This is a genomic window from SAR324 cluster bacterium (assembly GCA_029245725.1).
Lineage (GTDB): Bacteria > SAR324 > SAR324 > SAR324 > NAC60-12 > JCVI-SCAAA005.
This window is the reverse complement of sequence record JAQWOT010000167.1, coordinates 1-11919: the sequence shown is the minus strand read 5'-3', so window position 1 is coordinate 11919 and position 11919 is coordinate 1. Positions and strand designations below refer to the sequence as shown.

The 11919-nt window shown below is 45.8% G+C and carries 11 protein-coding genes; 10 read left to right on the top strand and 1 reads right to left on the bottom strand.

The window, feature by feature from the left end; translation table 11 throughout:
• The 9 genes from P8O70_08705 to P8O70_08665 all read left to right on the top strand — a co-directional run.
• Nucleotides 1-151 (top strand): transketolase C-terminal domain-containing protein (locus P8O70_08705; protein MDG2196957.1); only part of this gene is annotated, 151 nt, incomplete at its 5' end.
• Entirely contained in the window at nt 148-1194 is a 1047-nt protein-coding gene (locus P8O70_08700) for an NAD(+)/NADH kinase (protein ID MDG2196956.1), read from the top strand. The genes P8O70_08705 and P8O70_08700, both read left to right, overlap by 4 nt.
• A gap of 116 nt (nt 1195-1310) precedes the next feature.
• Entirely contained in the window at nt 1311-2108 is a 798-nt protein-coding gene (locus P8O70_08695; protein ID MDG2196955.1) for an SDR family NAD(P)-dependent oxidoreductase, read from the top strand.
• Nucleotides 2109-2171: 63 nt separating this feature from the next.
• Complete coding sequence (locus tag P8O70_08690) at nt 2172-3176, top strand: dihydroxyacetone kinase subunit DhaK (GenBank protein MDG2196954.1); 1005 nt, start codon at nt 2172-2174, stop codon at nt 3174-3176.
• Nucleotides 3173-3772 (top strand): dihydroxyacetone kinase subunit L, encoded by a 600-nt coding sequence (locus P8O70_08685; GenBank protein MDG2196953.1) that lies wholly within the window; start codon nt 3173-3175, stop codon nt 3770-3772. The genes P8O70_08690 and P8O70_08685 overlap by 4 nt, the downstream gene beginning before the upstream one ends.
• A gap of 541 nt (nt 3773-4313) precedes the next feature.
• Nucleotides 4314-5345 (top strand): thiamine pyrophosphate-dependent dehydrogenase E1 component subunit alpha, encoded by a 1032-nt coding sequence (locus P8O70_08680; protein MDG2196952.1) that lies wholly within the window; start codon nt 4314-4316, stop codon nt 5343-5345.
• A complete protein-coding gene (locus tag P8O70_08675) occupies nt 5342-6319 on the top strand; it encodes an alpha-ketoacid dehydrogenase subunit beta (GenBank protein ID MDG2196951.1) in 978 nt (325 codons plus the stop codon). Before P8O70_08680 ends, P8O70_08675 begins: the two co-directional genes overlap by 4 nt.
• The gene (locus P8O70_08670; protein ID MDG2196950.1) at nt 6316-7614 is read left to right on the top strand and encodes an acetoin dehydrogenase dihydrolipoyllysine-residue acetyltransferase subunit; all 1299 of its coding nucleotides are present in this window, start codon (nt 6316-6318) and stop codon (nt 7612-7614) included. Before P8O70_08675 ends, P8O70_08670 begins: the two co-directional genes overlap by 4 nt.
• A gap of 33 nt (nt 7615-7647) precedes the next feature.
• Nucleotides 7648-9147: an FGGY-family carbohydrate kinase gene (locus P8O70_08665; protein ID MDG2196949.1), complete on the top strand. Its 1500-nt coding sequence runs from the start codon at nt 7648-7650 to the stop codon at nt 9145-9147.
• Nucleotides 9148-9156: 9 nt separating this feature from the next.
• On the opposite strand, the gene P8O70_08660 is transcribed toward P8O70_08665, so the two are convergent.
• Entirely contained in the window at nt 9157-11106 is a 1950-nt protein-coding gene (locus tag P8O70_08660; GenBank protein MDG2196948.1) for a sigma-54-dependent Fis family transcriptional regulator, read from the bottom strand.
• Between the two features lie 589 nt (nt 11107-11695).
• Here P8O70_08660 and P8O70_08655 point away from each other — a divergent pair.
• The coding region (locus tag P8O70_08655; GenBank protein MDG2196947.1) for a thiamine pyrophosphate-dependent enzyme at nt 11696-11919 on the top strand (224 nt) is incomplete at its 3' end.

Genomic DNA, 11919 nt, shown 5'->3' with positions numbered 1-11919 from the left:
TCAGGTGACGGAGCAGGCCTTTGGTTCGTTGAAGGGTCCAGTGAAGATGGTGACGGCACCGCACTGTCCGCCGCCATTTTCGGATGTATTGGAGGATCTCTACATTCCAAGTCCAGAAAAGATCGCTGAGGCTGTCAGGGCGCTCAAGTGAGACTTCAAGATCCGCCCAAAGAGGTGAGCCGGCCAATTCGTGTCGGAATTCTGGCAAACCCTGCCTCTGGGCGGGATATTCGAAGAGTCATCTCAAAAGCTTCTGTCTTCCCGACAGCTGAAAAGTGCAACATGATCCAACGATTGTTGGGTGCACTGACAGTATGTGGGGTTGATGAAGCTTGGATGATGCCGGATAAGGGAGGTATAGCTACTGTCATTAAGCGATTCGGTCAGACTCCTGAGGGGAAGCGATTGCTGCCTGTTCAATTTACGGACACAGACATCATGGAGACCCCTGAGGACACCAGATTATCTGTCCGTGCAATGGTAGCAGCTGGTATTCGCGCGATGATAGTCTTGGGGGGAGATGGCACTCATCGCCTAGTTGCTGAGGAATGTAGTGACATCCCAATGGCAACACTCTCGACGGGGACAAACAACAGTTTTCCAGAATTGAGGGAAGCTACCCTCAGCGGTTTGGCAGCGGGTTTGGTTGCGACCGAAAGGTTAAACCTCGACGATGTTACCAGACGTGAGAAAAGACTGTTGGTTGAAGTTAATGGTGAAACAAGGGGTATGGCTCTCGTAGATGCTTGCATTAGTGCAGATATGTTTGTCGCTGCAAAAGCAGTTTGGCAAGTTGAGCAGCTCAGAGAACTGTATGTGACTTTTGCATCAAGCGAGGCAATCGGACTTTCTTCAATCGCTTCGTTGGTGAATCCAGTTGGGCGGGATGAAGATCATGGTCTAGGAGTGCAAATGGATCCAGACGCCACCCAAAAGGTTATGGCTCCGATTGCACCTGGTTTGTTCGCTAAACTTGGAATTAAAAGATGGGACGAACTTCAACTTGGAAGCTCCTGGGCTCCAACCATCGACCGAGGAGTGATTGCTCTTGATGGAGAAAGAGAAATTGAGTTCAGAGCTGTTGATAACGTCCGATTAAGTATGGATCGTCTAGGGCCCAGAGTAATCGACGTCAGCAAGGCTTTAGGTGCGGCCGCTAAGCATGGGATCATGCTATCTGATTCAAATGAATAGTATTTGAGGGAAGCGGCTATCCGAATTGGAATTAACCCATGTCCGCAACCTTTCCAAATTTTTATAGGTGATCTACTGAGATTTCATTCACTTCCGATCTTTACAGGGATAAGAACATGGATCTTCAATTAAAGGAAAAAGTTGCTTTAATCACAGGTGCAAGCAGAGGGTTAGGCAAAGCTTGTGCTGAAATGCTAGCCTCAGAAGGGTGTCATCTTTCACTTTGTGGGCGTAACAAAGCTAAACTGGAGGAAGTTGCCAACAGATTGAGAAGTGATACAGTCAAGGTTTTGACTGTAGAAGCTGATCTTCGGAAGCGTGAAGAGAATGAAAAATTCGTAAATGAGTCAGTAGCTCACTTTGGGGGCATGGACATCCTAGTTAATAATGCTGGTGCGGGGCAATTGAGTGATCTTCTCAGTCACGATGAAGGGGTGATCAGAGAAAGTATGGACTTGATGTACTTTGGCCCTTTGCATGCCTCCAGAGCTGCAATTCCGAATTTAAGGAAAAGAGGTGGAGGAAGAATCATCAACATCTCTTCCATTTTTGGAAAGCAACCGGGAGGGTTGGTTGATTATGACTCAGTCAAGGCCGCACTGAACATGCTTACAAAGGACATGGCTAATTATCTCGCAGGAGATAAAATTCTGGTCAATGCTGTGTGTCCAGGTCCAATCAAAGGGCCACTTTGGGAAGAACCAGGTGGTTTGGGAGATCAATTGGGAGGTTTTCTTGGTATGCCTGGTCCAGATGCGATTGAGGCATTCGCTAACCAAAACATTCCTCTGGGCCATTATGGAGATCCAGAAGATGTATCAGCATTGGTTGCATACTTGGCATCACCACACGGAAAATTCATAACTGGTCAGGCAATCAACGTTGATGGCGGTATGGTCAAGACTTTGATTTGATTTCTGATCTTTGGAGAAAATTAATATTCAGGGTGCATCCCACACAAGTAATAAAGGAATCTGATGAAGAAATTGTTGAATGACCCATACAAGTACGTTGATGAAATGTTGGTGGGAATGTGTGCAGCTCACCCAGAGATTTACAGACAGACCGGCGAAGGTGGGAGAGTCATTGCCCGGGCTGGGTCTCAAAGACCAGGTAAAGTTGGTATTGTCTCGGGGGGTGGTTCAGGACATCTGCCTGTGTTTACAGGTTATGTGGGCCATGGGCTTTTAGATGCTTGTGCAATCGGAGATGTGTTCGCTTCTCCTTCCGTCGAGCAGATGGCTGAAGCGATGAAAGTTGCTCATGCGGGTGCTGGAGTGTTACGTCTCTACGGAAATTATGGGGGAGATGTGATGAACTTCGATATGGCTGGAGAGCAACTGGAAATGGAGGAAGATATCCAATCCACCACTGTTCTCCTGGCAGATGATGTTTCCTCTGCTCCACCAGAGGAAGGTGAGAAACGTAGAGGTGTTGCAGGAATGGTATACGCTTTCAAAATCGTAGGAGCTGCGGCTGAACAAATGCGATCGTTGGAGGAAGTGACACGAATTGCCCAAGAAACCGCCGATTCCTGCCGTAGTGTTGGGGCCGCATTGACTCCTTGCACAATTCCACAAGCAGGTAAAGCGACCTTTGAGATTGCCGAGGATGAGATGGAAATGGGAATGGGTATTCATGGGGAACCTGGAGTATGGAGAGACAAGCTCAAACCTGCAGATGATATTGCTCATGAGATGGTGGATCGGTTGATTGCAGATCGGGCGATTGACTCAGGTGATCGGCTCTCAGTAATGGTTAATAGTCTCGGTGCTACTCCTCCTGAGGAACTCTACATCCTCTACAGAGTTGTCAAAAAGCGGGTTGAAGACCTGGGAGCCACTATAGTGATGCCACTTGTTGGGCGTTACGCAACTTCAATGGAAATGTCAGGCGTTTCTATGACTTTTTGTTTCTTAAATCAGGAAAGAGAGGCATTAATGCAGGCACCTGCGAGCTGTGCTTTTTGGCAGGTAAAATGATGAAAGTTTCTTGGTTGCAAGACCAATTACCCCGGTTGGCTGAGCACCTAGAGTCAAGTGCAGAGGAACTGAACGGCCTGGATGCCCAACTTGGGGATGGAGATCTTGGGGTGACAATGGTTCGTGGGAGCCGGCAACTTCTGGAAATTCGGGAAGAACTTCCTGATGATTGGGGAATGGCGCTGCTAAAGTGTGCCCAGGCCTTTACCAAAACCAGTGGCTCCAGTTACGGGACCATCCTTGCTACAGGTTTGATGGCAATGGCCAAGCAGAAGAAGGGGCAGGCAGAAATGGATTCAAGTGAGTGGGCTGGTCTACTCAAGGTGGCACTGGAGGCAATGCAACAGCGTGGAAAAGCAGAGTTGGGTCAGAAGACAGTCTTGGACGCACTCTCAGCAGCACAGAAGAAATTGGAAAGTGCTCCAGAAACAGGTCTCTTGGATCTGATTGAGGTGGTTCAGCAAACGATAGAAGAATTTAGGGATAAGCCCTGCCAAATTGGCAGAGCCCGCATTTTTCAGGACAAGTCAATTGGATTGGATGACCCCGGAATGGTGGCATTCAAACGGCTTCTGGAGGGCATTGTTCCCAATTAAGCAGTTTGGTTTTTTAGAGCTAATTCCTGTAACGAATGTCTCACCCATCTATTCAGAGGAGATCGTAGCAAATGAATAAGGGGGTTCAGATCCTTTCTCTCGTTCATATTACACCGATGAATCGGCCCGTAACTAAACGATGGCTAGGCTTCAATGAGGAGCTGTTAACGACTTATAGCCAATCAACATTGGAATCTTCAAGACTTCTGAAACGGCAAGATCTCACCTTGATGTTGGCCTGTGAAACGAAAACCTGCTATCCCCAATTTTACTGAGAAGGAACGTTACAAAATGCCCATACTCTTGGCAGAAATATATCTAATGCTGTTTCTGGGGAATTGACCTTACAGAAGACTTTAGATGAACCTGCTGAAATTTGTGTCAAGATTGTTCAGAAACTTTTAATCGATAACCAAAACGATAATACGAAAACTTCTTTGATGGGGTAAGAAAACTTGGTTGTAAGATCTGACCCTTCTCCTGTCAGTGCTCATATGGGTACTGACACTTTCTTCTCTACTTCGTCTGCATCTGCCTACATATGATTTCTGAAAATAGCCGTCTCTTATATCTGCAACTCCTGCGGATTAGAACTTTTGAAGACCGAGTGGGTGAATTGTTTCTTCAGGGTGGAAGCGCAGGAACCATGCTTCATCTATCAATTGGAGAAGAAGCACCAGCGGTTGGAGTTGCTGAAGCGATGGAGCCCAGGGACAGTTTTACTACTCATCATCGTGGTCATGGAATTTTTCTGGCTCGAGGTGCAGATCCAAAAAGAATGCTCGCTGAAATCGCTGGAAAAGAAGCAGGTTACTGTCGAGGTAAGGGTGGTTCGATGCACATTGCTGATCGAAAATTAGGTCATCTTGGGGCAAATGCGATCGTGGGTGGTGGAATTCCCCATGTAGTTGGTGCCGGGTTGAGTTACCAACTTCTTAAAGTTCCTGCGGTGTCCGTCGCATTTTTTGGTGATGGCGCTATGCAGCAAGGAAATTTGTACGAAAGTATGAATCTGGCCGCACTCTGGAAGCTTCCAGTCCTGTTTGTTTGTATCAACAATCAATATGGAATGGGAACTAGACTCGACCAAGCGAGTGCCTCTCTTGAGTTTGTAAAGCGTGCCGAGTCTTTTGGGTTAGTTGGTAAAGAGATGTCAGGACTTGATGTGGAAGAAGTAAAAAAAGAGGCAATGGAAATTTTAGAGATGACACGTGAAGGGAAACCAGCTTTCATGAAAATTGACTGCTATCGCTTTCATGGGCACGCCAGGAAAGACAAGAGCCCTTATCGAGATCAGAATGAGGAAGCGGAAGGTCGAAAAAAAGACCCCCTAAAATTCCAGGCAGATCGCTTACTGGAACAAGGAGTCTCCGTCTCTGAGATGGATAGTTGGCATAAAAAAGTTGCTGATGAAATGGATGAAGCTTTGAATTTTGCCTTGGAAACTCAGGAACCTGTGTTGAATTCAATGTTCGAGGATGTCTATGCCCCTAATTTGACGCATCCAGAATCTGTGGGATCAAGGATCGATCGTGCATTGTATTCTGATATCCTGTTGGGGGACTCTCGATGAAAGAAATGACCTATCGGGATGCACTGCGTTTGGGTCTCCAGGAATCAATGCAGGCTGATCCAACTATCGTGATCTTGGGAGAGGAGGTTGGACGATATGGAGGAGCATATGGGGTTACCAAGGGGCTCCTTCAGGAATTTGGAGAAGACTGGGTAAGAGATACTCCAATCTCTGAAGAAATATTAGTGGGTGCGGCGGTCGGAGCAGCAATGACTGGGTTGCGGCCTGTGGCTGAGTTGATGTACGTCGATTTTATAACACTTGCGATGGATCAGCTAGTGAACCAGGCTGCCAAGATTCGCTACATGTTTGGTGGACAAATCAGTGTTCCGATGATGTTGCGAAGTCAAGGTGGAACAGGTAGATCTGCAGCAGCTCAACACTCACAAAGTTTAGAAGCTTGGGTAATGCACACTCCAGGATTGCACTTGGCAATGCCAGCTGATGCGACAGACGCCTACGTCTTGATCAAACATGCACTGACACTTGCTGATCCAGTTATATTTCTAGAGCACAAAGGTTTGTACGCTCAAAGCTTTCCCTTTAATCCTGAATCCGCTCCCCCTTGGGGTAGAGCTAAGATCAGTCGATCAGGAAATGACTGTTCGATTATCTGTTACTCCAGAATGGTTCAACGCTCCCTTGAGGCGGCGGCCCAAATGGCTGAGTTGGGAGTGCAGGTGGAAGTTGTTGACCTCAGGACCCTACATCCTCTGGATATGGAAACAGTCACAAAATCTGTTCGAAAGACAGGGCGGGTTCTTGTAGTCACGGAGGACTGCCTGACAGCGGGTGTAAGTGCCGAGTTGTCAGCCAGAATTACGGAAGAAAACTTTGAGTATCTGGAAGAACCTGTCCTTCGAATGGCTGGAGAGGATATCCCGATTCCTGTTGCTCCTGCTTTGGAAGCTGCTTCTGTGCCCACGAATGAAAGCATCAAACAAAGTATTCTCAAATTGATGCGAAAAAAATGAGTACTGAATTAAGACTTCCTCGGCTTGGAGAGACAATGGAGGAGGGGATTGTTGTTACTTGGAATCTTTCGGAGGGTGAGGGTTTTGAGCGGGGGGATACCTTGCTGGAAGTGGAAACTGATAAAATGGTTGCCGAAGTTCCAGCTCTGGAGTCTGGAACCCTGCTGGAAATTTTGGTCGAAGAGCAGGCGAAAGTAAAAGTGGGCGACATCCTAGCACTTATTGATCCCTCAGAAAAAAGTTCCAGAAAAATTGAGATTCCGGCTAAGACGGAACAGGCTCCCTCACAAAAACAACCTAAATCTCCCCCTGCCTCATACGACCCAACGCATTCCTTGGTACATGATGAAAAAGATCTGGACCTTATCCGAGCAGTTCCCGGTGCAAGAAGACTAGCCAAACGTGATGGCATCGAATTAAAGTCAGTCATAGGAACTGGGCCTGCTGGTAGAATTGAGAGATGTGATGTTGTTAAATTTTTTCAAAATGAACCCGAAGGGGCTTCATTTGAACAACCTTTCGGGCCACAAATGGGGCCAGGAGGAGTTCGTTTTCTGAGACGAGGAAACCAAAGCGGGACTCCTCTTGTGTTATTGCACGGCTTTGCTGCGGATCTGCATTCCTGGAGACTAATCCACGGTCCCTTATCCCGTAATAGAGATGTCATTGCTTTTGAACTCCCTGGGCATGGTGAGTCCAAAGTTTGGCAAGAAAATGGGGGATTACAGGCTCTGGCTGAACACCTTGAACAGGTCATTATCGAACTGGAACTAGGGACAGTAGATATTGTTGGTCACTCCCTTGGAGGGGCGATTGCTGTTTATCTGGCTTCTCAGCAAACCAATATGGTTCGCCGGTTGACACTTTTGGCTCCAGTCGGATTTGGCACTGAAATAAATTTGTCTGCTGTCCAGCCATTTACAGAAGAACTCTCAGAGTCAGAAATCAAGCTTGCTCTGTCTCGCCTATTTTATGATCTCCGATGGATTAGTAAGGATTTGATTGAAGCAACCAAGAAAAATTTTGGCAGCTCAAATAGGAGGGCTCAAGCAAAGGATCTATTAAAGAGTATTTTCCCATCCGGAACTCAGGAATGGGATGGCCACAGTTTATTGTGCAAATTGAATCAGCCAGTTCGCATACTTTGGGGAGAAGAAGACTTGATCCTCCCTGTAAGGCACCTCAATGGATTACCTGGCTGGGTTGCCCAACACCGTCTTTCAAAAGTTGGACATGTGCCTCAAATTGAAGCTGCACCGCTACTGTTGAGAATTTTACAGGCTGACCCAGCTTAAATTTTTTTTGATTCTTACAATTCAGGGGAACACTTGCAGAAAAAATATGTCATTGGGGTAGATGGCGGAACTGAGTCGCTTCGTGCTGGAGTCTTCGATCTTTTGGGTAACCCCCAAGCCTTTGCATCTGTCTCTTATCCGACTAATTTCCCAGTTTCCGGTTGGGCAGAACAAGATCCAGAAGACTGGTGGGATGCTCTCGGTGAGGCCGTCCGCCAAGCAGTGATTGATGCCAAAGTTGGTAAGCAGGAAATCTTAGGTCTTTGTCTGGATACGACTTGTTGCAGTGTTGTGGCCCTAGATGGTGCTGGAAAGCCACTGAGAAACGCCTTAATTTGGATGGACATGCGCTCTGCTCCGCAGACAGAGCAAGTCTTGGCAACGGGTGATCCAGCGCTACAAGTAAATAGTAATGGAAGTGGGCCGGTCAGTGCTGAGTGGATGGTTCCAAAGTCATTATGGATTCATCAAAATGAGCCTGAAATTTTCCGGAAAGCAGAGACTGTTTGTGAGTTTCAAGACTACTTAAATCTTCACCTGACAGGCAAGCGAGTTGCCAGCATCAACAATGTCTCAGTAAGATGGCACTATGGGCCTGGCTGGGGTGGATGGGCGAGTAGCATGGTTGAAAATTTAGGGATGCCAGAATTGTTGAAGAAATGGCCAGATACAGTTATTCGATTGGGCGAAGAAATTGGAGGCTTGACATCAAATGCAGCCATGCATTTAGATCTCCAAGAGGGCTTGCCTGTCCTTCAAGGTGGTGCTGATGCTTTTATTGGGATGATTGGTCTTGGTGTTGTGGATCCAGGAAGTCTGGCATTTATTACAGGTTCTTCTCATCTCCATTTAGGGTTGAGTTCGCAGGCTTTCCACGGTCAGGGAATCTGGGGAACATATGCTGATGCAGTAATCCCTGGACTGCATGTGGTTGAGGGTGGTCAAACCTCAACAGGTTCTGTGGTCAGTTGGATTCGCAGAACTTTAGGCAACCCATCCTTCGAAGAATTGAACCAAGAGGCGGCTCAATTGGAACCTGGATCAGAAGGCGTTATTATTCAGGAGCATTTTCAGGGAAATCGAACTCCTCATACAGATCCTCTTTCGCGGGGCGTCATTAGTGGACTAACGTTGAAACATGGACGCAGCCATCTATTTCGAGCCACCCTAGAGGGGATTGCGTTCGGAACTGAATTGATCCTTGAAACAATGAGGAATAATGGTTTCGCAGCAGAAACTGTTGTCTTGGCGGGAGGGGCTACAAGATCGAATCTGTGGCTACAAATTCACGCGGATGTTTCCAATTTGCCATTGACTTTGACAAAGGTTCCGGACGCACCAGCTTTAGGCTCAGCTATCTTGGCAGCAGTTGGTTCAGGAGCTTATAGTGATATTGGAAGTGCGGCTCGGAAAATGGTGCAGATTGATAGGGTGATCGAGCCAAACCCTGAAACTCATAGTCTTTATCAGTCTTTTTATCAAAGTTATCGAGATCACTATCTAGCTATGAAAAACGCTCGATCTGGTTTGTGAGCACCAGCCCTAGTTCATATTTTCAGTCCACTGTTGACTGAGGCGTTTTACAGAAATCCCTGCTTTTTTCATATGTCGATAAATTGTTTTCCGATCACATCCCATACGCTTGGAGACTGCTGAAATATTCCAATTCATTTCCTCCAGCAAATCGTAGAGTGAGATTGATTCAGAATCCTGTTCAGAAGTTGTTGTAAAAGTTCTTGATGGATCAGATTGGCTTTTTCTTCCAAATTGAATTTCTTCGGGCAAGTCTGACATATTGATATGTCCTTCCCCAAGAAGTTTTGCCAATTCAAGGATGTTTTCAAGCTGCCGAATATTCCCGGGCCACTCACACTGAAGCAATACCTCTTCAGCTTCCTCCGAGATAGTGGTTACTGATTCTTTTTGGCCTCTATGTTGTTTTGCAAGAATTCGATTGATCAACCATTTAAGGTCTTCACGTTCTCTAAGAGCGGGCATCGTGAAAGTAATGCCTGCCACACGATAGTACAAATCTTCTCTAAATTCACCGGCTTCTACCAACTCTCTCAAGTTGCGGTGCGAAGCGCAAATCACCCGAATATCAATCTGCTTGGTCTTTGATGAACCAATTCGAATCACCTCCTTTTCAGCAAGCACTCTAAGCAGCCTAGCCTGTAGATTCAGTGGCATATCCCCAATTTCATCCAAGAAAAGAAATCCACCATTCGCCTGTTCGATGAGACCGGTTTTGCCTTTTGCTTTGGCTCCTGTGAAGGCACCATTCTCGTAACCAAATAGCTCGCTTTCAATTAAGTTTTCAGGAATGGCTGCACAATTAATCGCAATGAAAGGACCTGGGACTCTGCGTAATCCATGGATGTACTTTGCAAGAAATTCTTTGCCCGTTCCGGTTTCACCTTGGAGTAGGATATTCACTTCAGCTTCAACAAGTTTGTCGAGCTTCCACGCGATGCTCTCCATCTTTTTATCACCCCCATGCAGCACACCATAAGCTTTGTAAGGTGTATCTCCGAGGGTGTTTCTGACTGGTTGTCTAGTTTGTGTTGCACTTATGAAGTAAGTTTCTCCATTGTGCATCCGGACCAATCTTTTATGAACAGGAGTGTTCCGATTCATCAAAGGCAGTTCTTCCATTCGCAATTCAAAGTAATCGGACAGAAGTTCATTGAGAACTTCATTACCGTTATGATTTCCCTTTTCGGGATTCAGAAGAGCCAATGCTTTACTTGTCATCCCAGTGATCCTTCCACTAGAATTTAATGAAATTGCGTAGTCAGGGGCAATCTCCAGGAAGACTGAGGATTTGCTGAATGTGACAAGCCACTCCGATTTGTAATTGTTTATTAAGGCCGCCATTTCAATTCGGGAGGCCCAGATACTTACTAGCTGTTGGGCAAACGATTGAGAGTTTTTAGATCTGGGAGCTTGTAGAGCTGAGACGTCAAGTACAGCTGCCAAATTGCCAAAAGGATCATAGATTGGCGCGGCTGTACAGGTTAGTGAGATGTGGGAAGCATGAAAGTGATCAGTTTTGTGAACTGTGATCGGTTTCCCAGTGAAGATGCAGGCACCAATGCCATTAGTTCCGACTTGTTCCTCCAACCATTCTGCTCCTAGGTAAAGACCCGCTTTGCGAAAGTCTGATTCTTTATCAGGATCACAGAGATAATCCAAAGTGACTCCCTGGGAATTTGTTAGCAAAACCACATAATTATGCCCAACAATTTCCTGGTAGAGAGTTTCGAGGCCGAATCTGGCTGTTCTCAATAAATCTTCAGCTTCATCTACATGTTCACGAAGATGCTCTTCTGGGAGGATGTAGGCAGATCTCTTCTCAAATGGATTAAGTTCATGGACATTTATGCATCGACGCCAAGAATCAAGAATTTCTTGGTCTCGATCCCCTTGGTGGGTCTCATTAATGACACTTTGAATCTCCTCAACGTGGAGTACGTCTTGACGCTGATTCATTTTTCCTCCCCCAATTGCTTCTAAACCAGAGTTAATTCTCAGACTCTTCAGTGTGGCTGGCTTGAGCTTAATTTAGATTTAAAAATTAAATTCTTTATTAAACTTTTTTTGAAAGTTTGTTCACAAATGATCATTTAATTAGGCGATTTCATAACAGAATTCAATAGTTTTTTCAATGATTTTATTAATTGGTTGCTTAGGAAGTTTAAATTTAGAAAACTTCACTAAAAAAGAAAATCAGAATCAATTTTTGTATCAAGATGTTTTCCAATAATTAGATCTTAAATATGGATTTAACCGAAAATTATCATTGTGAGTAGTTCAAACTTTGCGACGATCCTTGGACAATTGAGCTAATAAAAAATTGGTTCTAGTCTTCAAAATCTCGTTCATTGGAATGGGACAAATACCCCAAACGCCCCAAAATATATTCTGTGTTGCCCCACTTTCTGGTTACTATAAATTATTCTAGATCACTGAAATAAGTATTGAAAAATAATTGGCATAGAATCTGTCTATGAAGCGCATGACAAAAAGTCATTTTTTCAAACCTCTGTCACACTCAATATTCAGAATTAGGGAGTAGCACATGAGCCTGAGTGAATCTAAGTTACTGCAGGCGTATCGAAAGATGCGTCAAATCCGGGTCTTTGAGGACCGCGTCCATGACGAGTTTGCCACGGGAGAGATTCCGGGCTTCGTCCACCTGTACGCTGGCGAGGAGGCTTCTGCCGTCGGCTTCTGCATGCACCTCAACGATGAAGACCGCATCGCCAGTACCCACCGTGGTCACGGACACTGCATCGCCAAGGG

Bases quoted from the DNA above. Each gene is read 5' to 3' on its own strand.
- P8O70_08695 (MDG2196955.1), top strand. From the start codon at position 1,311: ATGGATCTTCAATTAAAGGAAAAAGTTGCTTTAATCACAGGTGCAAGC.
- P8O70_08690 (MDG2196954.1), top strand. From the start codon at position 2,172: ATGAAGAAATTGTTGAATGACCCATACAAGTACGTTGATGAAATGTTG.
- P8O70_08685 (MDG2196953.1), top strand. From the start codon at position 3,173: ATGATGAAAGTTTCTTGGTTGCAAGACCAATTACCCCGGTTGGCTGAG.
- P8O70_08680 (MDG2196952.1), top strand. From the start codon at position 4,314: ATGATTTCTGAAAATAGCCGTCTCTTATATCTGCAACTCCTGCGGATT.
- P8O70_08675 (MDG2196951.1), top strand. From the start codon at position 5,342: ATGAAAGAAATGACCTATCGGGATGCACTGCGTTTGGGTCTCCAGGAA.
- P8O70_08670 (MDG2196950.1), top strand. From the start codon at position 6,316: ATGAGTACTGAATTAAGACTTCCTCGGCTTGGAGAGACAATGGAGGAG.
- P8O70_08660 (MDG2196948.1), bottom strand. From the start codon at position 11,106: ATGAATCAGCGTCAAGACGTACTCCACGTTGAGGAGATTCAAAGTGTC.